19 protein-coding genes and 1 pseudogene are annotated in these 23,537 nt (G+C 71.6%); 7 read left to right on the forward strand and 13 right to left on the reverse strand.

The window, feature by feature from the left end:
• Positions 1-22: 22 nt before the first annotated feature.
• The 3 genes from OG447_RS09930 to OG447_RS09940 form a co-directional block, all read right to left on the reverse strand.
• On the reverse strand, positions 23-1,804 hold the full coding sequence (locus OG447_RS09930) for a hypothetical protein (RefSeq protein WP_266936115.1): 1,782 nt from the start codon (positions 1,802-1,804) through the stop codon (positions 23-25).
• A 54-nt stretch (positions 1,805-1,858) separates the two neighbouring features.
• Positions 1,859-2,947 carry a DNA alkylation repair protein gene (locus OG447_RS09935; RefSeq protein WP_266936116.1) on the reverse strand — a complete coding sequence of 363 codons (1,089 nt, stop codon included), beginning with the start codon at positions 2,945-2,947 and terminating at the stop codon, positions 1,859-1,861.
• Between the two features lie 135 nt (positions 2,948-3,082).
• Entirely contained in the window at positions 3,083-3,787 is a 705-nt protein-coding gene (locus tag OG447_RS09940) for a hypothetical protein (protein WP_266936117.1), read from the reverse strand.
• A gap of 240 nt (positions 3,788-4,027) precedes the next feature.
• Here OG447_RS09940 and OG447_RS09945 point away from each other — a divergent pair, with 240 nt between their 5' ends.
• The 5 genes from OG447_RS09945 to OG447_RS09965 all read left to right on the forward strand — a co-directional run bounded on the left by OG447_RS09945 (position 4,028) and on the right by OG447_RS09965 (position 10,002).
• Entirely contained in the window at positions 4,028-5,740 is a 1,713-nt protein-coding gene (locus OG447_RS09945; RefSeq protein WP_266936118.1) for a hypothetical protein, read from the forward strand.
• A 252-nt stretch (positions 5,741-5,992) separates the two neighbouring features.
• Entirely contained in the window at positions 5,993-7,552 is a 1,560-nt protein-coding gene (locus OG447_RS09950; RefSeq protein ID WP_266936119.1) for an APC family permease, read from the forward strand.
• 130 nt (positions 7,553-7,682) lie between these two features.
• Positions 7,683-7,973, forward strand: a complete 291-nt coding sequence (locus tag OG447_RS09955; protein WP_266936120.1) for a hypothetical protein — start codon at positions 7,683-7,685, stop codon at positions 7,971-7,973.
• A gap of 665 nt (positions 7,974-8,638) precedes the next feature.
• Entirely contained in the window at positions 8,639-9,436 is a 798-nt protein-coding gene (locus OG447_RS09960; protein WP_266936121.1) for a DUF4239 domain-containing protein, read from the forward strand.
• A gap of 164 nt (positions 9,437-9,600) precedes the next feature.
• A complete protein-coding gene (locus OG447_RS09965) occupies positions 9,601-10,002 on the forward strand; it encodes a hypothetical protein (RefSeq protein WP_266936122.1) in 402 nt (133 codons plus the stop codon).
• Positions 10,003-10,047: 45 nt separating this feature from the next.
• On the opposite strand, the gene OG447_RS09970 is transcribed toward OG447_RS09965, so the two are convergent.
• From OG447_RS09970 to OG447_RS09990, 5 genes are all read right to left on the reverse strand, one after another.
• Entirely contained in the window at positions 10,048-10,326 is a 279-nt protein-coding gene (locus tag OG447_RS09970; protein WP_266936123.1) for a type II toxin-antitoxin system RelE/ParE family toxin, read from the reverse strand.
• Positions 10,327-10,329: 3 nt separating this feature from the next.
• Complete coding sequence (locus OG447_RS09975; RefSeq protein WP_266936124.1) at positions 10,330-10,611, reverse strand: type II toxin-antitoxin system Phd/YefM family antitoxin; 282 nt, start codon at positions 10,609-10,611, stop codon at positions 10,330-10,332.
• Between the two features lie 49 nt (positions 10,612-10,660).
• Positions 10,661-11,305 carry a hypothetical protein gene (locus tag OG447_RS09980; RefSeq protein WP_266936125.1) on the reverse strand — a complete coding sequence of 215 codons (645 nt, stop codon included), beginning with the start codon at positions 11,303-11,305 and terminating at the stop codon, positions 10,661-10,663.
• Between the two features lie 68 nt (positions 11,306-11,373).
• Positions 11,374-12,234, reverse strand: a complete 861-nt coding sequence (locus OG447_RS09985; RefSeq protein WP_266936126.1) for a TIGR03619 family F420-dependent LLM class oxidoreductase — start codon at positions 12,232-12,234, stop codon at positions 11,374-11,376.
• A gap of 49 nt (positions 12,235-12,283) precedes the next feature.
• A complete protein-coding gene (locus OG447_RS09990; RefSeq protein WP_266936127.1) occupies positions 12,284-15,130 on the reverse strand; it encodes a TIR domain-containing protein in 2,847 nt (948 codons plus the stop codon).
• Positions 15,131-15,219: 89 nt separating this feature from the next.
• Between OG447_RS09990 and OG447_RS09995 the strand changes: the two genes are divergently transcribed.
• A complete protein-coding gene (locus OG447_RS09995) occupies positions 15,220-15,807 on the forward strand; it encodes a hypothetical protein (RefSeq protein ID WP_266936128.1) in 588 nt (195 codons plus the stop codon).
• On the opposite strand, the gene OG447_RS10000 is transcribed toward OG447_RS09995, so the two are convergent.
• Positions 15,804-16,916: an ADP-ribosylglycohydrolase family protein gene (locus tag OG447_RS10000; protein ID WP_266938816.1), complete on the reverse strand. Its 1,113-nt coding sequence runs from the start codon at positions 16,914-16,916 to the stop codon at positions 15,804-15,806. The genes OG447_RS09995 and OG447_RS10000 overlap by 4 nt on opposite strands.
• A 519-nt stretch (positions 16,917-17,435) precedes the next feature.
• On the opposite strand from OG447_RS10000, the gene OG447_RS10005 reads away from it, so the two are divergent.
• Positions 17,436-18,521: a tyrosine-protein phosphatase gene (locus tag OG447_RS10005; RefSeq protein WP_266936129.1), complete on the forward strand. Its 1,086-nt coding sequence runs from the start codon at positions 17,436-17,438 to the stop codon at positions 18,519-18,521.
• Between the two features lie 114 nt (positions 18,522-18,635).
• Here the strand turns inward: OG447_RS10005 and OG447_RS10010 are convergent, their stop codons facing one another.
• The 4 genes and pseudogenes from OG447_RS10010 to OG447_RS10025 all read right to left on the reverse strand — a co-directional run bounded on the left by OG447_RS10010 (position 18,636) and on the right by OG447_RS10025 (position 23,532).
• Positions 18,636-21,212 (reverse strand): bifunctional FO biosynthesis protein CofGH, encoded by a 2,577-nt coding sequence (locus OG447_RS10010; RefSeq protein WP_266936130.1) that lies wholly within the window; start codon positions 21,210-21,212, stop codon positions 18,636-18,638.
• A 40-nt stretch (positions 21,213-21,252) separates the two neighbouring features.
• The gene (locus tag OG447_RS10015; protein WP_266936131.1) at positions 21,253-22,035 is read right to left on the reverse strand and encodes an SDR family oxidoreductase; all 783 of its coding nucleotides are present in this window, start codon (positions 22,033-22,035) and stop codon (positions 21,253-21,255) included.
• 468 nt (positions 22,036-22,503) lie between these two features.
• Positions 22,504-23,217, reverse strand: a pseudogene (locus OG447_RS10020) (PLP-dependent aminotransferase family protein); the annotation flags it as partial.
• Positions 23,218-23,355: 138 nt separating this feature from the next.
• On the reverse strand, positions 23,356-23,532 hold the full coding sequence (locus OG447_RS10025) for a hypothetical protein (RefSeq protein ID WP_266936132.1): 177 nt from the start codon (positions 23,530-23,532) through the stop codon (positions 23,356-23,358).
• Positions 23,533-23,537 lie beyond the last annotated feature (5 nt).

The raw sequence follows: 23,537 nt of genomic DNA on the forward strand, positions 1-23,537 counted from the left end.
GGCCGGGCCGCGGTCGTTTCCGCTACGGCGGCCAGCTGTAGCCCAGTGACTCAGCCAGTTCGCGGCTGCCGCCGCTGAGCCGGGCGAACTCCTTCGGGTCGCCGGCCTCGATCCGGTCCAGCGCCGCGGCCGCCTGCTCCGCCGGGGGGCGGCCGTCGTCCGGGAGGTGCCATGCGAAGTACAGCGATTCGGTGGTGCCTGGCGGCGTGAAGGCGAGTTGGAGGGCCGTGGTGTCCGGGTCCCGCCAGTCGGTGGAGATCCAGCTCTGCCGCAGGCCCCAGCGGCCGAGCAGCTCGGGCCGTTCGCGCAGGCCCGCGGAAATCAGCCGTGCGGTGCTGCGGGCGGGCCAGCACCAGGAATGGTCCCGCTCGGCCCGTTCGAGCTCGGCGTCGTACGCGGCCGCCTTGAAGCGGTACTCGGGCGGGGGTGCCCCGGTTGCCCCGCGCCAGTCGCCCCACACCACTTCGGTGCCGTCCCGGCGGATGGTGACGTAGAGCGCGCCGCAGCAGCCCTCGGTGCACCCCGCCTCGGCGAGCCGCACTTCCCGCGGCTGCTCCCCGGCGCGCAGGTCGCCGCTGTCGAGCAGGGACTCGGGGGAGCCGCCCGGTCCGTTCGCGAACAGCGCGGGCAACAGCGGGCGGCCGTCCACCAGGATCCGGGTTTCGACGCCGGGGGAGTCGTCGGGGCCGTGGACGACGACTACCTCCCAGCGCGGGCTCGGCCCTGCCGCCGCGGTACGGAGGAACGGCGTGCGCCCGGTGCGCCGGATCCAGTCGACCCGCCGCCGGTCGGCGGGGGTGCCGGGGTCGGCCACGAGGTCCCCCACGCGCCCGGCCAGCAGCCGGTCCAGCCCGTCGAGCAGTGCTTCCCGGCGGCCGAGGCGCCATCTCAGCAGCGCCGGGGGACCGCTGTGCAGGTCGAAGGCGATCGAGAGCAGCAGCGCGTGGTGCTCCGGTGTCGGGGGCAGCAGGTCGGCGTGCCGTACGAGGGCCTCGTAGACGGCCCGGGCGGGCAGGTAGTCGACGATCTCGGACCGGGAGTCCCGCTGGTCGGCCATCCGGTGCAGCAGTCGGGCCGCCAGGGCGAGCAGTGCGGGGTCCTGGGGATGCGCGCGGATCAGGTCCCGGAGGTCGGCGGCCTCGGCGATCCGCCGGCCGAAGTACAAGTGGTGCTCGTCCGGCACCGCGATCAGCGCGGACAGGGTGCGCCGCGCGTCGCCCGCCTCGATCGCCCCGGTCAGCTCCGTGAGCTCCCCGGACCGGTCGTGGCCACGGATGACCAGCAGTGCGGCGGCCTGCCGGTCGAGCGGTTCGAGTGCGGCGGCCGCCGCGGAGTCGAGGCCGCGCAGCATCCCGAGGACCTTGAGGTGGGGCACGTCCTCGGCTTCGCCGAGGCGGATCAGGAGGGCGATGCCGACGCTGACGGCCGCCAGGTCGGTACCCGAGCGGACCAGTTGCCGGGCGGTCCGCCGGGCGGCGTCTTTGTCGGTCAGGGTGAGCGGTGCGGTGTGGGCGCGGACGGTGCGGTGGGGCATCCCCAGCTCCGAGGCCCGCCGGTGGACGGCCTCGGCGGCTCGTACCGGGTCGGGGTCGGCCAGCAGGGGGGTGAGCGCGGCGCTCACTTCGGCCTGCGCCTGTTTCCAGGTCAGGCCCTTGCGGCTGGGTTCCGGTGGGACCCCGTCGGGCAGCGGGTAACCGCGGCGCGGGACCCGGCCCTCCGGCTCGATGCCGTGCCGGAAGAGGGCGTAGTCGTACAGGGAGGCCGTCCGGGAGCTGAGCGCGGGGCGCTCTTCGCGGGCGCTCATCGGGCGGGGTGGGACTCGATTCCATAGGTCATAGGAGGAGCCTGCCACCCGTGATCACGGCGCGTCCAGCGAGAAAACGGCCTCGCCGCGCATCCGCCCGTTGACCTGGAGCTGCACGAGGTGCTCGCCCGAGTGGTAGCGGCGGGTGGTGATCGGCTTGAAGGAGTGCCGCCTGGTGCCGCTGAGGGTTTCGCCGGGTGCCACGGCGCGGGTGACGAGTTTGAACACCTTGGGGGTGCGGGTGCCGTTGGCCTTCGTGTGGTGCACGACGTAGTCGACGACCAGCTCCGCCGGGAGCGGGCCGGTGTTGGTGACCGCCCAGTCGAAGACCAGGTACTCCCCGACCGCGACCCGCGGAGTGCCCACGACCGGGCCGCGCACACTCACCGGCACGTCCGGGGAGTGGCCGAGCAGGGTCAGCGCCTCGGGCCGGCCGGCCTTGACCAGGGTGCGCAGGCCGTGCCGGACGACCCGGTCCGTGGTGCCGGTGGGCGCGGCCAGCCAGCGGGCCGCGGCCTCGGCCGCGAGGGCGGGGTGGTCGCGGCTGATGTCGTTGAGGTGGTTGGAGACGGAGCGGCGGACGTACTCGGACTCGTCGCGGTAGAGGGCGTCCAGCACCGGCAGGGCCGGGCGCGGGTCGGCGACGAAGGCGGGCAGCTGCGGGGCCCACGGCAGCCGGGGCCGGGTGCCCTCGCTGGCGAGGCGCCGCACGTGCGGGTCCGCGTCGGCCGTCCACTCCCGTACGACGGCCAGGGCGCGGGCCGGGTCGGCGCGCAGGAAGGGCCGTACGGCGGATTCGGCGGTCAGCCGGGGGGTGAGGTCGTGCAGCAGCGCCAGCCCGGGCTCGAACACGTCCAGCCCGCGGACGGCGACGGCCTCGTTGACGGGGAAGGTCATCCACCCGGCGAAGCCGGGGTCGGCGAGGGCGGTGCGGACGACGGCCTCGAAGGCGGTCCAGTCCGCGGGGAGATCGGCGAGCACGGCGTCGCGGACGGCGGTGACGCGGCCGCTGTACGTCAGTCCGCCGAGCGCGTCGGCGCGGGCGAGCAGGGCCGGCGAGGACCGGCGGCCGCTCGCCCGGGCGAGCAGTCGGGCCAGGGTGGTGACGGTTTCCGCGCTGAGGAGCTCATCGGCCGTGGGCATGGGGCCAGTCTTGCGGACGGGGCCCCGTTTCCGGGACCCGGTTTCCGGCGGGCCCGGCGCGGCGGGCCGTTTCCGACCGGCCGTTTCCGGCTGGCCGGGGCGCGGCGGGTGCCGCCGCGCCCCGGGGCCCGTCGCTCAGTCCTTGTAGTAGTCGGTGAGGACGCAGCCCTTCACCAGGGCCGGTTCCTTCCGGAAGCCGCTCGGCGCGGTGAACTCGGGGTGGCAGTTCAGCATCAGCAGCCCGGCCTGCGGTTTCAGCAGGGCGGCCATCGCGGTGGAGCGGGTGGACCCGACGGTGAAGTCCTGGCCGACGACGATCCCGCTGCTGGGGTTGCCGCCGCCGTTGGTCTCCTTGTACCTCTTGTCGACCTCGGCCTTGAAGGCGGCCTGGAAAGCCTTGGGGTCCTTGAGCATGAAGATGCGGGTGTCGCCCCCGTCGCAGCTGCCGCGCTCGATGACGGAGTACGTCTTCTCGTCGTACTTGGCGTCCTCGTCCCAGTACTGGTAGTCGTTCTCCGTCGTGCTGATCTCGGCGCACTTGGTGAAGCCGCCGACGAAGCGGGCGGCCGCGGCCATGGTCCCGGCCTTGGGGAGCTTCTGGAACGCGGTGCCGTCCTTGGGGGCGTTCCCGTTGACCCCGCCGTTCTTGGTGGGGTTCTCCAGGGTGCCCTCGTGCGGGCCGCCGTCGCCGGTTCCGGCGGCCCCGCCTCCCGTGCCGGCGCTGGTGTCCCCGCCGGCGCCGATGCCGCCGAGGGCCGGGTTCTCGCTGCCTCCGCAGGCGGTGAGGGTGAGCAGGGCGGTGACGGCCGTGACCGAGGCCAGCAGTGTCTTGGTACGCATGTGCGCGGTATCTCCCCCGTAAATGACCTTGAACGGCGGTGACTCTAGAACGATGGTCATGTCCGCGGCAAACCTGGCCCGGCGGCGGGTTGACAGCTGTTGATTTGGTTGCGGGTCGCTGTTGGCCGTCGGATACCTCGTTTGGGTGAACGGACGGCGTTGCTGGGCTTGTGGTCTTGCGGGACTGGTTGCCTGAGTGGGTCGGTATGTCCGTTGTGGCGAGTGGGGAGGAGGCAGTTGGTGGAACGCGGTGCACAGAGGACGGGGAGGCGTGAACTGCGCACGCTGGCTGCTCCGTTCACGGTCGCGGCTCCTGCCGGTGCGCGTATCCGTGACCGGCTGCACCTGAGTTCGACAGATGAGCAGGTCCTGGCGCTCCTCGGTGTGCACCTGGGTCATCACGCTCGTGTGGATCTAGCGGAGCGTGTGCGTATCGGCAGGGTGCCGGTGAAGGACAATCGGCGGGCGGAGCGTAAGCGGGCGCTGACGAAGGTGTCGTCGTCTCGGTGGGCGGGTGCGATCACCCGGGCCAGCGAGGACCAGTTCCAGCTCAGCCTGCGATCCCTGTTCGATGAGCGGGCCTCGTTGCGCCGGGCCATCGCGAAGATCGGTAAGCGTTTGGCGGTGCCGTGCGGTAGGCGCGTGGGTGGTGTCCGTGGATACCCGGACCAGGCCGAGCATGCACAGAAGCAGTACCGGTTGCAGGTACTCACGGCCCGTTTGGCCGGGGTGGAAGCACGGATCGAGGCCGGGCATCCGGCGATCGTCGTCGGCGGCCGCCGACTGGCGAAGGTGCGGCACAACCTCGCCGACGCCCAGCTCACCGAAACCGAGTGGCGGGAGCGGTGGGACGCGGCCCGCATGTTCCTGACCGCCGACGGCGAGTCCGGCGCACCGCACGGCAATTACACGATCAGCGTCGACCCGGCCGACGGCAACGTGACGATTGTCCTGCCGGAGCCACTCAGGCACCTGGCCAACGCCCCACGCGGCCGCTACCGGCTCGCCGCGAAGGTGACGTTCAGCCACCGCCGGGAGGAGTGGCTGGACCGGGTCACCGCCAGACAGGCCGTCCGCTACGACATCACACACGACGCCGTGCGCGGCCGCTGGCACCTCGACGCCTCATGGTCCACCCCGAAGACAGTGCCGCCCTCCCCGGTCGAGCTGGCCGCCGCCGGCGCCCGGCTGCTGGCCGTGGACCTCAATGCCGGCCACCTGGCCGCCTGCGTCGTGGACGTCCACGGCAACCCGGTCGGTGAACCGTTCACAGTGCCCACCAACCTGACCGGCCCAGCATCCCAGCGCGACGGGCGGCTGCGGGCCGCGATCACCGAACTGATCGACCTCGCCAAGGCGAAGGGCTGTACCGGCCTGGCCATCGAGAATCTCGGCTTCGCAGACGCCCGCGCCACCGGCCGGGAAACCATGGGCCGCGGCAAACGAGGCAAGACGTTCCGCCGTACCGTCGCCGGACTTCCCACCGCGCGCTTTCGGGAACGACTGCGCGGCATGGCCCACCACCGAGGGCTCATTGTGATCGCGGTCGACCCCGCCTACACCTCACGCTGGGGCGGCCGGCACTGGAAGGCCCCGCTCCAGCAACAGTCCAAGACCACCGTCGTCACCGGTCACCACGCGGCGTCGGTGGCGATCGGCAGGCGCGCCCTCGGCTACGGGGTACGGCGTCGGCCAGGTGTGACCGCACACGGCCAGAGGATCGTCGTGCGGAGAGCTACCGGCCAGACCGTCCCCCGCCCCAGGGCACGCGGGACCACAAGCCCGCCAAGGACCACAGGCACACCCCACCAGGGTGGCAAGACCTGCGGGAGCCGAAGCGATCAGCTTGTGCTGTTCCCCGTCTCCAAGACCGTTCGGGAGACACTCGGGGCCAGACGCCCAGCGTCCGGTCCGGTTCATGGCGATTTGGCCAACGCTGGCCAGCTCGCATAGCAATGGTTACCGGTGGACACCCCAAAGTCACGAGGGAAACTTTGAGAACGCCCAAAACGGACATGGCTGCGGTTTCCGTATGGCGAAAGGCCGCGCCAGGAGCCTGCTGAACCATGGATGCATTGCAGCGTGAACCTTGTATTACGTGCTCGTGAACTGTCCCGGCCTCGATATTCAAAGGCGTTCGAGGGGCTTCCGTTCCGGACTTACGTCCTCCATATGTGGAATGCGCAGCGTCTAACGTCCTGACCCATGACACAGCTGGACGTCCGGCCTCAGGTCGGAGACACGGTAAGCGGCGTCGCCGAGGGCGACGTTCGCGGCAAGGGCCTCGGCAAGGGGTCCGTCGGCCTGGTGGGAAGCGCCGTCATCGGCATATCCACCGTCGCCCCCGTCTACTGCCTGACCTCGACCCTCGGCTCCACGGCCGGTGAGGTCGGCATGCAGATGCCGGCGATCTTCCTGGCCGGCTTCCTCCCGATGCTCCTGGTCGCCTTCGCCTACCGCGAGCTCAACAAGGCCATGCCGGACTGCGGCACCTCCTTCACCTGGACCGTCAAGGCCTTCGGCCCGCGGATCGGCTGGATGTGCGGCTGGGGCCTGGTGATCGCCACGATCATCGTGCTCTCCAACCTGGCCGGCGTCGCCACCTCCTACTTCTGGCTGCTGGCCGGCGAGATCACGAACAACCCGTCGATCGCCGCCCTGGACGACAACAAGCTCGTCCACATCGCCACCTGCCTGACCCTCATCGCCGTCGCGACCGCCATCAGCTACCGCGGCATGACCGCCACCAAGGGCGTCCAGTACGCCCTCGTCGGCCTCCAGCTCGCGGTCCTCGCCCTCTTCGTCGTGATGGCCTTCCAGAAGGCTTCCGCCGGCACCTTCGACACCGGCCTGGACTTCTCCTGGTCCTGGATGAACCCCTTCGCGGTCGAGTCCATGGCGGCCTTCACCGCCGGACTCTCGCTCTCGATCTTCATGTACTGGGGCTGGGACGCGTGCCTGGCCACCAACGAGGAGACCACCGGCTCCACCAAGACCCCCGGCCGCGCATCCCTCATCGCGATGGTCGTCCTGGTCGGCTCCTACCTGGCCACCGGCGTCGCCGCCCAGATGGCCGTCGGTTCCGGCGGCGAAGGCCTCGGCCTCGCCAACGAGGAGACCTCCGACAACGTCTTCGCGGCCCTCGCCGGCCCGGTCATGGGCCCCGCGCTCGGCATCCTGCTCTTCGTCGCCGTCCTGGCCTCCGCCGCCGCGTCCCTGCAGACCACCTTCATCCCGGTGGCCCGCACGGTCCTCGCCATGTCGACGTACGAGGCCCTGCCGCCCTCGTACGCCAAGGTCCACCCCAAGTTCAAGACCCCCGGCCGCGCCACGGTCATGGCGGGCGTCGCCACCGGCGTCTTCTACACGGTGATGACCCTCGTCAGCGAGAACGTCCTGACCGACACGATCTTCGCGCTCGGCCTGATGATCTGCTTCTACTACTCGCTGACGGCCTTCGCCTGCGCCTGGTACTTCCGCGGCGAGCTGCGCCGCTCCGCCCGTGACCTCTTCTTCAAGGGCGTCTTCCCCGTCCTGGGCGGGCTGCTGCTGGCCACGGTCTTCTTCAAGACCCTCTTCGACATGTGGGACCCGTCCTACGGATCCGGCTCCACCGTGCTCGGCGTCGGCAGCGTCTTCGCCATCGGCGTCGGCCTGCTGGCCCTCGGCCTGGTCATCATGCTCGTCACCGAACGCCGCAGCCCGGCCTTCTTCCGCGGCGAGGTCCTGACGAAGTCCACCCCGGCGCTGGTGGTCGAGGACTGACCCGTCCCGCCCCCTGCCCCACCCGCTGTGTCACGCCCGCGGCCCCGGATCGATCCCCCCGATCCGGGGCCGCGGGCGTTCCCGCTGACGCCGCAGTGACCCGGGGCGCGGACAGGTCGTTGGGCGGGGCATGAATGCCATGAAGCGCACCCTCTCCGCCCTGGTCCTCACCGGCGGCGCCGCCCTCGCACTCACCCCCGTCGCCGCGCACGCCGACGAGCCCGCCATCCAGGGGCCGCCGATCACCCAGCGCGTCACCGACATCGTCGACCACCCTGGCCAGGCGGTCCAGGACACGAAGACGGCGGTGGGCGTGACCGCCGCGGCGGCCGGCTCCGCCACCAAGGCCACCGAGTCGTCCCTGGGGGGCGCGGGCACCGCCCTGTCCAGCGGTCTCCCCGACGCCCCGAAGGTCAAGTGACCTTCTCCTCCCGAGGGCCGTGTGCCCTGCGGGCGGCTCGGCGGTGTCCGGCTCGGCTGCGGCCGGGCCCGGGCTGCGCCCGGACCCCTGGGGCTCCGCCCCAGACCCCGCGCCTCAATCGCCGGCGGGGCTGGATTCGGCTCTGGCTTCGCCGGGTGCCCTGCGGGCGGCTCGGTCGGGGCCTGGTCGGTGGGGTCGGTCCGCGGGGCCGCTCCGGGTTGTCTCCTCGGCTCGCGCACTGAGCCCGACCCGACGCCATCGGCCCAGGTTGCGCGCTCGTCCTGCGGGGACAACCCTGCGCGTCCCCACTCCCCTCCACCACGAGTCCCGCGAAACTGCCCAGCCTGGCCAGGTTCCACATCCGAAGTCGGGGCGTGGGGCGGGGTCGCGCAGGAGAGTCCCCGCAGGACGAGCGCGCAACCCAGGCCCGGCTATCGCAGCCGGGGCTAAGTGCGCGAGCCGAGGAGACGCTCCGGAGCGGCCCCGACCCACACCCGAAGCCAAACCCAGCCCCGCCGGCGTTTGAGGCGCGGGGTCCGGGGCGGAGCCCCGTGCAACGGCGCCGCAGGGGGCCAGAGACCGCGTGCCGGGTCGGGGCGGCGCGATCGCCTCGTCCACCACGGCCAGGGCGGGGCTTTCGGGGGAGGGCGCTCGTTGAGCAGCACATGATCCTCTGGTTGCTCAATCACCTCAGTACTTTCGTCATCGCCGTCCTCCTCGTCGGTGGCCTCACCGGCCTCGGCGTGGCCGGCAGCCTGGCCGCCCGCCGCCGCTTCCCGCACCTGGCGAAGGGCGAGCACAACGAGATGGTCGGGGTCGCGCTCGGCATGTTCGGCGCGATCTACGGCATCATCCTCGCGTTCGTCGTCGTCACGCTCTGGACGCAGCTGGAGAACACGCAGAACATCGTCGCCACCGAGGCCACCGACCTGGCCCTCGTCGTGCGCAGCGCCGACACCTTCCCGCCGGCCGACCGCGCGCGGGTGCAGCAGGCGGTGGGCGCGTACGCGCACGCCGTCGTCGAGGTGCAGTGGCCGCTGATGCGCGAGGGACGGCCGAGTTACGAGGCGACCGCACCGCAGACGCGCGCCCTGTACGAGGCCCTCCAGTCGTTCGAGCCGAGCGGCATCCGCGCCGAGACCTTCTACGCCGAGGCGGTCACCCACCTCAACGACGTCGCCGCGCAGCGCCGGGCCCGCGTCTCGATGGCCGAGACCTCACTGCCGATCCTGCTGCAAGTGCTGGTGTACGGCGGCGCGCTGGTGATCCTGCCGCTCACGTTCCTGTTCGGACTGCGGAGCCTGAAGATGCAGCTGCTGTTCGTATCGGCGGTCGCCGGGCTGATCGGCTTCAGCCTGCTGCTGGTCGTGGCCCTGGACCGCCCCTTCGCGGGAGACCTGAGCGTGAGCCCGCAGCCGTACAAGGAGGCCGCGCTGGCGCAGTTCTGGGCTGCGGGCTCTTGAACCGACCGTACGGATGCTGAGCCGCGGGGCGGGGGCGTGTGGGGGCGTGTTCGCGCACCCTGGGCGATTCGAGCGCCCTCGCGCGTGCCTTTCTGCTCCCCCTGTCCGCGTGGCAACGTCGGCGCCCCCGGTGGGAGCCGGGAAGACCAAGGGGAGGAACACGCGTGAACCGCAGACTTCGGATGAGCACATTTCTGTCCGCCGGCGTCCTGGCCGCCACCGCGCTCGTGCCGCTGACGGCAGTGCCCGCCCAGGCCTGGCCGAACAGCGGAAGCGTCCTGCTGAACGGCAGGATCGGCTGCAACTACTCGACGTCCAACACGGTCAAGTGGGCCTGGGTGTCCGCGAGCAACGGGGAGAGCGGCTGGGCCTCTCTGGGCTCGGGGGGCATGACCAGGTCCTACAAGTTCCAGTTCAACCGGGTACCGACGTCCACGATGACGGTCACGGTGAAGTGGGGGTGCGCGACCGACGGGGAGCACAGCACCCGCTTCGGTGTGAACCGTCCCGCCACGGGAACAACCGCGACCCGCAACATCTGTTACTGGTCCCCCTGCTGGATCTGACCGCTCCCCGGGGGCTTCCGGTCACCGTCCTCCGTACCGGCAGCCTCAGTGGTCGCGGTACACCTCGCGTCGGTGGCCTGCAGCCAGCACCCAGACGATGAGCCGTCCGTCCTCAGTGGCATAGACCATGCGATAGTCGCCGATGCGAAGGCGCCAGCGTGACGCGTGCCCTTGGAGGGCTTTGATGTCGAATGCCGCCGCGTCCCCCGCTGTGAGGGCCTTCTGCAGTTCGATGAGCCGGTGCAGGATCCGCACGGCATCAGGGCGGGGGACCTTGAGCAAGTCGCGTTGTGCGTGCGGGGTGAACCGGGTGACGTAACCCATCCGTCAGGCCTGCTGCTCGCGGAGCAGGACGGCCATCTCCTCAAGGGAAACGGATCCCGTCAGGCCCTCGCTCTCGGCTTCGTCGGCCAGGTTGTTCAGCCAGGCCTCTTCGGCCTCGTCGGCGAAGCGGCGGAGCCGCTGGTACTCCTCGATGTCGATCACGACGGCCTCCTGCTTGCCGCGCCGCGTGATGATCGTGGGCACCCCCTCGCGGCGTGCGCGGTCTATGGCATCCGCAAGGTGGCTGCGTACCTCTGCCATGGACTCGATCACGGGCTCGCTCATGCCGCTAATGTACCAGATGTACATGAAGGGGGCCTGAGTGGCCGACCTGTCATCGGCTCCGCCACGGCGGCCCGTGCTTGCGGCGGTGTTCCTCGAGGAGGTCCCGGTCCGAGCGGCGGCGCTGGCCCGCCGTGAACATGGTGGCGCCGATCACGAGGATCAGGCCTCCGCTGATGGCCGGGCCGAGGGGATCGACGGTGCGGTCGCCCGTGGCCTCGATGCGCGGGTCCAGGATGCCGAGCGGGTCCTCGAAGAGGACGACGGGCCGGCCCTCCTCGAAGTCGCCGAAGCAGTTCTGCTGCTGGCCCAGCTTCCGGACCCGGCCCGAGGCGTCGGCCACGACGCAGTAGGACATGCTGTCCCCGTCGGAGTCGGTCCGCTCCCCGGCCTCGACGACGACCGCGGCGACCCGCTCGCCGAGCAGCTTCGTGTACACCTCGTACACGCTGGATCCGACGAAGGCGCTGAGTGCCAGGGTGCCGAAGCCGACGACGGCCGCGGCTCCCGCCCGGTTCCAGAACGTGCCCGCCACGGCCGCCCCCACACCGCCCGCGGCGAGGACGAGGAGCACCCCGATGAACGCGATGCCGTAGGGGTACTGGGCGAGGAAGCCGCCCGCCGCCGCCGTCCCGGGTACGGCCACGGCCCAGCGCAGCGAGTCCCCCGTACGTCCCGGTATTCGGTCCGCTTCCATGTCCGATCCCCTCCGACCACCTGCGCGTTTCCGGCGCCCACCCTACGCAGGCTCCGGCGCGCCCCCGGTCAGAGGTACTGGGCGAACTCGTCGAGGGTGCGCAGGACCTCCGGTTCGGCCGCCGAGGGGAGTTGGAGGACCACCTCCTCGATGCCGAGGTCGGCGTAGTGGCCGAGCTTGCCGGGGGTGGGCCGGACGGCGTACGGGACCACATGGAGGGACTTCGGGTCGCGCCCGGCGGTCTCCCAGACCTGGCGCAGCACCGGCAGGGACTCGCTGAGCCCGCCGCCCCCGATGGGTAGCCAGCCGTCGGCGTGGTCGGCGACGGCTGCGAAGAGCTTCGGGCCGGCCGCGCCGCCGATCAGGGTGCGGGGGCCGTACAGGGGCGCGCCGGGGCCGAGTTCGCGTGCGGCCTGGGCCGGCTTCGGGTAGGCGGTGCTCGCCTGGACGGAGGAGTACTGGCCGACGTACGCGGTGGGTTCGGGAGCCCACAGGGCGCGCATCAACGCCATGCGGTCGCGGACCAGTTCGCGGCGGGTGCGCCACTCGACGCCGTGGTCGGCGGCCTCCTCGACGTTCCAGCCGTAGCCGATGCCCAGGGTGAGGCGGCCGCCGGAGAGGTGGTCCAGGGTGGCCGCCTGCTTCGCGAGGCCGATCGGGTCGTGCTGGGCCACCAGGGTGATCCCGGTGCCGAGGGCCAGCCGCTCGGTCACGGCGGCGGCCTGGCCGAGGGCGACGAAGGGGTCGAGGGTGCGCCCGTACATCTCGGGGAGGTCGCCGCCCATGGGGGCGGCGGTGTCGCGGGCGACCGGGATGTGGGTGTGTTCCGGCAGGTAGAGCCCGGAGAAGCCCCGCTCCTCCAGGCTGCGCGCGAGGCGGACGGGCGAGACGGTGCGGTCGGTGAGGAAGATGGTCGTGGCGATCCGCATGGGTCCTGACACCTCCGAGACGTGGGAAAGACAAGGTACGGGCTTCCGCCTACGGACGGCAGGGCGCGTCGACCTCCACATCCTTGAGATAGCGGTCGTACTCGTCCTTGGGGAGCGGCTCCGGCACGAGTGCGCACAGGGCTTCGTGCCACGAGGAGAGGTCGATGGTGTGACGTACGAAGGTCCCGTCCTCCTTGAGGGAGAGGACTCCGCCTCCGGGGCCCGAGAGCAGCCGCACCGTGCTCTCACCGTCGGTGCCCGAGTCGGGGACGGTCCAGCTGCCGACGGCGTCGCCGGAGGCCGTGTCCCAGAACTGCAGGGTCCACTCGGCGCCGTTTCTGACGCGTTGCACGAGGAGTCTGGCGTCCTTGCTGAAGACCACGGACTGGTCTGCGTACTGCATGCCGACCGAACTCTTGGTGACTCGCCCCGTGCTGACATCGAGGCTGGTGATCAGGTGATCTCGGTCAATGGCCGCCACCTTCTGCCCGTCATGGCTGACGACGACGGCTCGCGCAATGCTGCTGAGTGAGCCTTTGCGTACCTTCTCGAGGCGCGCATCGTCCCGCCACCGCCACGTGGTCAGGTCGCCAAGGGTGTCCATGGCGGCCAGCGTCCGTCCGTCCCCGCTGGTGTCCGCGCTGTCCCCGATCGTGCTGTACTCGCCAAGGTCCTGGCGGGTCTCCCACGACCGGCTGTCGAGCAGCAGGAGTCGGTCGGCCCCGGCCACGACGACGTGTATCCCGTCCGGCATGAAGAGGAGCGGACGGCGGCTCCGGTCGCCGGTGTACCGCTCGGGGAAGGTCCGGGAGGGGCCCACCTGGGTTCCCGTACGCGGATCCCAGAGCGTCAGTTCCGCCCCCTCCACCAGGGCGGCACGGCTGCCGTCGGCGTTGACGGCCACCACGGATTCGTCCGTGGAGATCTTCCTGGGGATGCGTCCCCGGTGCTGGAATCCGGCGTCGGCATCGGTGACCGTCCACAGTTCGGTGCTGTTCTCGCTCCTCCGCAGCGCCAACCGGCCGGTAGAAGTGAGCTCGTCGGGTTTGACCCGGTTCTCGTTCGGCAGGTTCTCGCCCCCCTGCCGGGTGGCCGTGGCGAAGAGGGAGACGGCTCCGTTCTCGGCCGCCGCGGCCACCCACTTGCCGTCGGCGGAGCTGGCGACGCTGAGGACGGGCCACGTGAACGAGCCCAGACTGCGCCGCCGTCGCAGGGCGGGGTCGTAGACGGTCACCGACTGGCCGTCCGACATCGAGATCAGCCGGCCGCTGTCGGTGGGGAGGGCGAGCGCGCGCGTGCCGGTCGAGTTGGTGGCCAGGGGCTGTCCGTCCACCAGTTCTGCGATGCGCCTGCCGTCGGTCAGATTCCACAGTTCGTCCTTGCCGCCCTTCTTCGGAGCGAGGACGTACGCCCAGTCGCCGTGGGGGGAGAGCGTGACGCTCCTGGCCTCGTCCCCCGACGGCAGTCCGGGCACCTGGCGCGAGGGGCTCCACGTGTTCGATGCCGGGGTGTAGTCCCGTACGGTGCCCGTGTGACCGGCGAAGGTGACGAGCCGGTTCGAGCCGTCGAAGGCGAGGCTGAGCCCAGCCGACGAAGCGGGGCCTTCGGTGACGGCCTTGCCGGTGCCGGTGTCCCAGACGCCGAGGTGTTCGACGTCCATGGCTCGGGTGTAGTAGGTCGCGGCGAGCCATTTCCCGTCGTCGGACAGCGCGTGACCCTGCAGCCCCTTGTGTGCTTGGGACAGTTTGCTTCCGTCGCTGGCGACGATGGTCCGCATCAGCTTGGCGCCGGGCACGTCCCACAGCTCGATCTCGTTGGAGGTGGTCTCCATCACGAGCAGTTTTCCGTCGGCGCTGAACTGGAGCGCACCTCCGTTCTGCGGCCCGTTGGTGGGCAGCGACGGCAGGGACTTGCCGGATCGTGTGTCGTAGAGATGTACCTCGCCGAAGTCCAGGTAGTAGGCGAGCATGCTGCCGTCGGGGCTGATCGCCACTTCGGCGGCAGGGATCGTACCCGCACCGCGAGACCCGGATACTTGATCGCTTCCCGCCTCGAAGTGCCGTGCCACCCCCTCGTTGGCCGCCACCGCCCGGGCCATGGCCTGCGCTGACTCTCCGGTCGGCTGCACCGCCTCCGCGTACAGGGCGAGCTGGGCCGCCCTGCGCGGGTCCGTACCGGCGACTTCCAGGGCGCGGGCCGCGAGGGCCTGGGAGGCGGAGCGCCGTGCGCGGTCGAGGGCCTCGCCCCGTTGCTGCCAGGCGACAACGCCGGCGAGGAGGGCGGTCACCAGGAGCACGGAAAGGGCGGCGACGGCGCCTCGGAGCATGCGGGTGGCGATGCGGTGCTGGCGGAGGTCCTCGCTGTCCAGCGCGTCCTTGCTGCGGCCGTGGAGGGGCGCGGCGAGGGTGGCGACGGCGTCGCGGAACTCCGCCTGGCGTAAGGAGAGTCTGTCGGACTCGCGGAAGGCGGTGAGATCGACCCAGAGGGGTTCGGTCCTGAACTTGCCGCGGAGGACCGGAGGCAGAGCGGTGGTGCCCTCCCAGTCGAAGTCACCCCTCCGTGGGTCCCAGGCGACCGTGCCGCCGCTGACCGCGATGAGGAAGTGGTCCATGGGGCGGTTCGCGACCCAGAACTCGATCTCCTCGCGCACCCAGCGTGATTCCGCGGCCTCGGGCGAGGCCAGGTAGATGAAGTAACGGGAGCGTGCCAGCTCCTCCTTGATGGATCCGCCCAGGTCGCTGTTGGCCGAGAGACTGGTGGTGTCCCGGAAAACATTGATGACCTGACGGCGTGTCCAAGGCCGGGCGAGCCGGTGCAGGCCGCGTTGAAGCCCCTCGGCCAGAGTGACATCCCGTTTGTGACTGTATGAGATGAACGCATCGCGTTCGCGGTCCATGGCTGCCCCCGAGCTCGCCCGCCCCTTGTGTGATCTCTCTCAACTCGTAGGGTTACACGAAGGGTTCACTGCAAGGGAGAGGTCGGGGGATGGGGTTACGGCGCAGGGGCAGGCGTGGCGGTGGAGGATTTGGCCCGCAGGAGATCACGGTCAAGTTCGCCATCCCGTTCGTCGGGGAGATCAGCGGTGTCTGGGAGCCTGTGGACTCCGAGCGCGAGGCCGCCTGGGAGCTGTACGTTGAGTTGGCCACCCGGATCTCCGTGGTGGAACTGGGCGAGGACGAGGGCTTGTTGCGGGAGGCGCTCTCCTCGCTCTACACCGTCTTCGGCACCACGAGGGAGATCCTGCGCCGGTACGGGCCCGCGGTCGCGCCGCGCGTCGCCCCCGGGCACGTGAGCTTCGGGGTCCTCGCTGTCAACGTGCTCAACCTTTCGATCAGGCCGCTGCTCAGCAAGTGGCATCCGCTCCTCACCGCGCACGAGGCGACCCGTGGGGACCACATCGACCCCGTCTCCCACGAACGGCGCTGGGCGCGTACGGCTGAACTGCGAGAGGAGATCAACAGCGTACGCAGGGTGCTGCTCTCGCTGGCCGAGTCACTCAATGAAGTAGCCGGCGTCGGGGATCTGATCACGGCACGCGTACCGCGTCAGGCCCCCGCCGCCGAGACGCCCTAGCCGCGCGGGTAGCGCGCCAGCCATCCGGGGGCCGATACCGCCGGGCCGTGGAGGGACGGGCCCTGGGTCATCTCCAGGGCGAAGTCGTCGGCGAGTTCCAGCATCGTGGCGCGGCCTTCCAGGTCGGCGAGCCAGGCCGCGGGGAGGGCGGTCTCGCCGTGCAGGGCGCCGAGCAGGGCTCCGCACAGGGCGCCGGTGGCGGTGGAGTCCCCGCCGTGGTTGACGGCGAGGCGCAGGCCGTGCGGGATGTCCTCGGCGACCAGGGCGCAGTAGACGGCGACGGCGAGGGCGTCCTCGGCGTCGCGGCCGTCGCCGGGGGAGAGGGACTCGACGGCCTTGGGGCTGGGCGCGCCCTGGGTGACGGCCTGGAGCGCCCGCTGGAGGGCGTCCGTGACGGGCTGGTGGCCCGGCCGGGAGCCGAGCAGGCCGAGGGCGCGCTGGACGGCCGGGTCCAGGGAGTCGCCGCGGGTCAGGCCGTGGACGATGACGGCGAAGGCCCCGGCCGAGAGGTACGCGGTGGGGTGGCCGTGGCTCTGCGCGGCGCATTCGACGGCCAGCTGGAGGACGAGGGCGGGCTCCCAGCCGACCAGCAGCCCGAAGGGGGCCGAGCGGACGGCGGCCGCGGCGTCCCGGGCCGTGGGGTTCTTGGGCTGTTCCAGGGTGCCGAGGATCTCGTCGGCGAAGCCGGTCATGCAGGCGCGGTCCGGGCCGCGGCGGGCGTAGAGCCACTCCTCCTGCGCGAGCCAGCCGTTGTCCTTGCGGCGCTCGTCGGGGCCCCAGTCGTGCTGGGTGGCGGCCCAGCGCAGGTAGGCGCGGTGGACGTCGGTGGGCGGGTGCCAGGCGCCGGTGTCCCGCCGTACGTGGGCCCGTATCAGCCCGTCCACGGTGAACAGGGCGAGCTGGGTGGAGGCGGTGACGGTGCCGCGGCGCCCGTAGGCGGGGGCCGGCTCGGTCAGGCCGCCGAGGCCGTGGGTCTCGCGGATGCCGTCGAGGGAGAGCCCGGCGACGGGTGCGCCGAGGGCGTCGCCGATGGCGGAGCCGAGGAGGGTGCCTCGGACGCGGCTGCGGAAGTCCTGCTGTTCGACGCGGCCCCACAGGCCGGTGGACACGGTGGCGCCGGTCGTGGCCGTGGTCGCGGCGGGGGCGGCGGTGGCCGGGCCGGTGCCGGTGGCCGCGTGGCCCGGGGCGCCGCGCTGGCCGGTTCCTGTTCCGGCCGCGGAGGTGCCGGCGGCCGGGGCCATGCCGGCGGCTGCGGCTGCGCCTGCGGCTGTGCCGAGCGGCTCGCCCGCGTTCCCCTCCGCGTCCGCCGTCGTGCCGGTCGCGGTTCTCCCCGCGCCCGTCTGTGCCTCCGCCTTTGTCACCATCGTCCCCCCGACCGTGCCTGCTGCTGTCCCGCTCGCGTCTGCCCAGCTCGGGGCAGTGCTTGGCGCGCACTGTAGTGGACAGGTTCGGTCGGAATCGGAGGGAGTGCGCCAAGCGGCGCGTAAGTGAGCGGAGAACGGCCGGAATGCGAATACTTCCGGCCTCACCCTGTCCTGTGGCACGTTTTGCCAGTTGACTTCGGGGCGGCTGGTTTCAGCCACATCTCGTTCATGCGCAGTTCTCCGGCGGCCAACAGCCTCAGGGGCATGAAGAAGGCACTGCTCGCCGCGACCGTCGTCGCCTCCGCTCTCACCGTCTCCCTGGTCGTGGTCCCCTCCGCCACCGCCACCGGCTGGGACCACCTCCCCTGGTCCGGCCACGGCCAGGACCGCTCCGCCATCCCCTTCACCGAGGCCACCGTCACCGCGGGCCCCGACGGCTCCTTCACCCTGAAGTGGCAGGCCCAGGACACCAAGCGCGTCGAGATCAAGGCGAACGGCAAGGTCGTCGCCAAGGGCGGCGCCCAGGGCACCGCCGTGGTCCGCGGCCTCCCCGCCGCCGACCGCCAGTGGTTCGACTTCAAGCCGGAGCGCGGCGAGGCCCTGCGCCTGGCCGACCGCCTGATCACGCTGGAGGGCACGGCCAACTTCCGTGACGCGGGCGGCTACCGCACCGCCGGCGGCCAGTGGGTCAAGATGGGCGAGGTCTACCGCTCCGACGCCCTCCACAAGCTGACCGCGAACGACCTGGCCAAGCTCCAGCGCCTGCGCGTCAAGACCGTCTTCGACCTCCGCATGGAGGACGAGCGCACCAAGGACGCCGACAAGGTCCCCGCGGGCGCCACGTACGTCGTCGCCGACGTCTTCGCCGGCTCCGGCTCCTTCCAGACCCTGCCCAAGACCCCCGACGAGGCCGCCAAGGCCATGATCGACGCCGAGAAGGCCATGGTCAGCGGCGAGGGCGGCAAGAAGGCGTACACGCAGGTCTTCGAGGGCATCGAGCGCGACCGCAGCCGCTCCGTCCTCTTCCACTGCACCGCCGGCAAGGACCGCACCGGCTGGGCCAACGCCGCCCTGCTCACCGCCCTCGGCGTCCCCCGCGAGACCGTCGAGGCCGACTACCTGGCCAGCAACGACTACCGCAAGGCCGCCAACGACGCGATCCTCTCCCACCTGCCGCCCCAGCAGGCCGCCGTCTACAAGCCGCTGCTCGACGTGCGCCCCGAGTACCTCAACGCGGGATACGACGAGGTCAAGGCCGAGTACGGCTCCTTCGACCGCTACCTCAAGGACGGGCTCGGCATCGACTCCCGCGAACTGAAGCAGCTCAAGAAGGACCTCCTGGTCGGCTGATCCGCGTCCGGGCCCGTGGCCGGGCCCACGTCTTGTTCACCGGCCCGCGGACCCGGACCGGACCGGACCGGGCCGGCCGCCAGGCCGACCCCCCGCCCGGATCCGCGTACGCGGTCAGTCCAGTACCGGCAGCAGCTCCGGCAGGTGCCCGTCCGAGGCGCGCGCCGCGTCCTGCCGCTCCTGCGGAACCTCCCCGTACAGCGTCGTACGGGCCTTCGCGGGCCGCCCGGCCGCCTCCGCGACGGCGATCAGGTCCTGGACCGACTTGTACGAGCCGTAACTCGACCCCGCCATCCGCGAGATGGTCTCCTCCATCAGGGTCCCGCCGAGGTCGTTCGCCCCCGACCGGAGCATTTCGGCCGCACCCTCCGCACCCAGCTTCACCCAGCTCGTCTGGATGTTGGGGATGTGCGGGTGCAGCAGGATCCGGGCCATCGCCGTCACCGCCCGGTTGTCGCGGACCGTCGGACCGGGCCGGGAGATGCCCGCCAGGTACACGGGCGCGTTGGTGTGGATGAACGGAAGCGTCACGAACTCCGTGAACCCGCCCGTCCGCTCCTGGATCCCGGCGAGCGTGCGGAAGTGGCCGAGCCAGTGCCGGGGCTGGTCCACGTGCCCGTACATCATCGTGGACGAGGAGCGGATCCCGAGCTCGTGCGCGGTGGTGACCACGTCGATCCAGTCCGCCGTCGGCAGCTTGCCCTTGGTCAGGACCCAGCGCACCTCGTCGTCCAGGATCTCCGCCGCCGTGCCCGGGATGGAGTCCAGGCCCGCCTCCTTGGCCGCCGTCAGCCAGTCCCGTACGGACATCCCGGTGCGGGTCGCCCCGTTGACGACCTCCATCGGGGAGAAGGCGTGCACGTGCATGCCCGGAACCCGCTGCTTCACCGCCCGCGCGATGTCGAAGTACGCCGTCCCCGGCAGGTCCGGATGGATGCCACCCTGCATGCACACCTCGACGGCGCCGACGTCCCACGCCTGCGCGGCCCGGTCCGCGACCTGGTCCAGGGAGAGCGTGTACGCGTCGGCGTCCGTACGGCGCTGCGCGAACGCGCAGAAACGGCAGCCGGTGTAACAGACGTTGGTGAAGTTGATGTTCCGCGTGACGATGTACGTCACCTCGTCGCCCACCACCGACTTGCGCAGGTCGTCCGCGATCCGGCACAGCGCGTCCAGCGCCGGCCCGTCCGCGTGCAGCAGCGCCAGGGCCTGCTCGTCGGTCAGCTTCGTCGGATCGTCGGCGGCCTGCGCCAGGGCCGCGCGCACGTCCGTGTCGATCCGCTCGGGCACCATGCCGGGTGCGGCCGCCTCGCGCAGGGCCTCCCAGTCGCCGTAGACGTGGTCGAAGTCCTCGCGGCGGTCACCCGTACGGCCCTCGGTGTCGATGCTGGCGTGCAGATCGGTGCGGCCGGACGAGGTGAAGGCCTCCTCCGGCTCCTGCCACGGATGCCCCTCGACCTTCGCGTCCGCGTCCGCGAGCCCCGTCCCGGGGTCGGCCAGCGCCCGTACGTGCGGCAGCAGCCGGGGATCCAGCCAGGGCTCTCCCCGCTGCACGAACTCCGGGTACACGCACAGCCGTTCGCGCAGCTCGAAACCGGCCGCCGCGGACTGCTCGGCCAGCAGGTCGATCTGGGGCCAGGGGCGCTCGGGGTTGACGTGGTCGGGGGTCAGCGGCGAGACGCCGCCCCAGTCGTCGATCCCGGCGCCGATCAGGCGGGCGTACTCCCCGTCGACCAGGTTCGGCGGCGCCTGGAGGCAGCCCGACGGACCCATGATGTGCCGGGCGACGGCGATCGTCGCGACCAGGTCGTCCAGTTCGGCGTCCGGCATGCCGCGCATCGCCGTGTCCGGCTTGGCGCGGAAGTTCTGGATGATCAGCTCCTGGATGCCGTGGTAGGCGCGGGAGATCCGGCGCAGCGCGAACAGGGACTCGGCGCGCTCCTCGTACGTCTCGCCGATGCCGATGAGCAGACCGGAGGTGAAGGGGACCGAGGAGCGTCCGGCGTCCTCCAGGACGCGCAGCCGCACGGCCGGTTCCTTGTCGGGGGAACCGTGGTGCGGGCCGCCCGGCTCGGACCACAGACGGGTCGCCGTGGTCTCCAGCATCATGCCCATGGACGGGGCCACCGGCTTGAGCCGCTGGAAGTCGGACCAGGACATCACCCCGGGGTTGAGGTGGGGGAGCAGGCCCGTCTCCTCCAGGATCCGGATGGAGATGGCCCGTACGTAGGAGATCGTGTCGTCGTAGCCGTGCGCCTCCAGCCACTCGCGCGCCTCGGGCCAGCGGTCCTCGGGCTTGTCCCCGAGGGTGATGAGCGCTTCCTTGCAGCCCAGGGCCGCGCCGCGGCGGGCGATGTCGAGCACCTCGTCCGGGGACATGTACATCCCGTGGCCGGCGCGGCGCAGCTTGCCGGGGACCGTGGCGAAGGTGCAGTAATGGCACTTGTCGCGGCACAGGCGCGTGAGGGGGATGAACACGCTCTTCGAGTACGTGATCACGCCCGGGCGGCCGGCCGCGGCCAGGCCCGCGTCGCGGACCCGGGCGGCGGAGGCACTGAGGTCCCGGAGGTCCTCGCCGCGCGCCTGGAGGAGTACGGCCGCCTCGGTCGCGTCGAGCGCGACGCCGTCGCGGGCCCGCCGGAGCGCGCGGCGCATCGCGTTTTCGGTCGGAGCGTCACTCGGAGTGGTCATACGGCGAGCATACGATCCGCTGGTACGGGCGCGGGGTGGGTCACCGCATCACTTCACCGGCGTTGACCAGCAGCGACTGGCCGGTTATCGCCCGCGCACGGTCGGAGGCCAGGAAGGCCGCGGCGTCGGCCACGTCCCCGTCCGTGGCCAGATCGGGCAGCGCCATGCGGCCGGTGAGACGGGCGTGGACCTCGGCTTCGGGGACGCCCTCGGAGTGGGCGCTGAAGGTGACGAAGGCCTGCACCGGCGGGCCCCACATCCAGCCCGGGAGCACGGTGTTGACCCGGATCCGGTGCGGGCCCATCTCCCGGGCCATGGAGTACATGGCGGAGGTCAGGGCCCCCTTGGAGGCGGCGTAGGCGGCCTGCTGCACCTCGTTGGGGGCGGCGACCGCCGACTGCGTCCCGATGATGACGACGGACCCGCCGCGCTCCTTGAGCGCGGGCAGGCAGGCCCGGGTCATCCGGAGGGTGCCCAGCAGGTTCACGTCGAGGACCTGCTGCCAGGTGCCGAAGTCGGCGTCCTCGATTCCGCCGAAGTAGGAGTCCCAGGCGGCGACGTGCACAACGGCGTCCACACCGCCGAACCGCTCCTGCGCGAGCTGGGCGAGGGCCAGGCACTGCGCCTCGTCGGTGATGTCGGTGGGCAGGTACGCGGTGTGGGTGCCGTCGGGGTCGATCTCGGCGGCGGACTTGGCCAGATTGGCCTCGGTCCGCGCCCCGAGCACGGCGTTCCCGCCGTCCCGCACGACGGTGGCGGCCACCTGATGCCCGAGCCCGGCCCCGACCCCGGAGACGACGACGGTCTTCCCTCGCAACAGCATGACGACCCTCCGCACGACGCACACTTTCCTGACGGTCCGTCAGGTTACGGGGTGGGGTGGGGGTTGGGAAGGGGGCGGGGCGGGGGTGGGGGGTGGGGGGTGTGGGGGCGCGTAGTGGTGGGGCGGGATCTTGAGCGTGGGGCGGTGGCTCCGGGCGGCATGTGGCGGCGGGGCGGAGTCGGAGGATGGGGCGGCGGCTTCGGGGGCCTGCTACCCCTGAGGCTCATCAGGGAGGGTTTGGGGGTTTCCCGTCAGTCCTATCGTCTTGCCGTGTCGGGCCGGCCCCTCAAGGGCGCTCCTTCGTCGCGTCGCTTCGCGATGGCCTTCGGCCACCCTTGACCGGCCGTCCCGCCCCGGAAAGACAGGACTGTCGGGAAGCCCCCAAAAAGACGGTTACCGGGGACCGATCCATGCACGGGGCGGCCAGGGATGGGCGGGCTGGGTGCAGCGGCCTGTCGGAGCGAGGCCGAGCAGGACCGTACGGTCCTCCGCTCCCGGGTGGGCGGCGAGCCAGGGGACGTGGTCGCCCTCGTAGCGGAGGTCTCGGTACGGGTCGTCCTCGACCAGCCACAGTCCCAGGCGTGCCGCGATGTCCGCCACCGCCGCCCGGCGGGTTCCCGGCAGGGTGCGCCCGGTCGGGTTCTGGAAGGTGGGGACGGTGTACAGGAGCTTGGGGCGTTCGCGCGCCACGATCTCGGCCAGCGCGTCCGGGAGGATGCCCTCCTCGTCGCAGGGCACGGCCATGACCCGTGCCCCCGCCAGCCCGAAGCACTGCAGGGCCGCCAGGTAGGTGGGGTTCTCGACCAGGACCACGTCACCGGGTTCGACCAGGGCGGTGGTGATGAGGGTGAGGGCCTGCTGGGAGCCCGAGGTGATCAGTACGTCGTCCGCGCCGGTCGGCAGGCCGCGCGTCGTCGCCCGGGCCGCGACGGCCTCGCGCAGTTCGGGTGCGCCTTCGGTGGTCGAGTACTGGAGCGCCCGCTGCGCGGACACCGCGAAGGCGGCGTCGTACGCGGCCCGCAGGCCCTCGGTGTCGAAGAGCTCCGGTGCGGGCAGGCCGCCGGCGAAGGAGATGATCCCGGGGCGCGCCGTGAGGGCGAGGATCTCGCGCAGGGGCGAGCCCTGCACGGAGGTGGAGCGGGCGGCGAACGCGGGCGGCGGGGCGAGGGCGACAGCGGACACGGGGGGCTCCTCCGGGGGCGGGTGCGCGCACCGTAGCCGCAGAAAGGTGCAGACGGCATGTATGTATCGGATGGTGAATCAAGTTCCCGGCCCCTCCCGATGTGACGTGGCATCAGCTACACCGTTCCCATGACGACATCAGAGCGGCAACAGGGGCAGGGACACGGGCAGGAACCGCCGCAGGACCAGGACCAGGACCAGGACCAGGGCCAGGGCCAGGCGCACGCGCGACATCAGCAGGAGCGGGAGGACACCCGCGTCGGTGACTACGCGGGACTCGCGGCCGTCGGCCCGTACGGTGTCCGCCCCGGCCATGCGCT

The sequence above is a fragment of the Streptomyces sp. NBC_01408 genome (assembly GCF_026340255.1).
GTDB lineage: Bacteria > Actinomycetota > Actinomycetes > Streptomycetales > Streptomycetaceae > Streptomyces.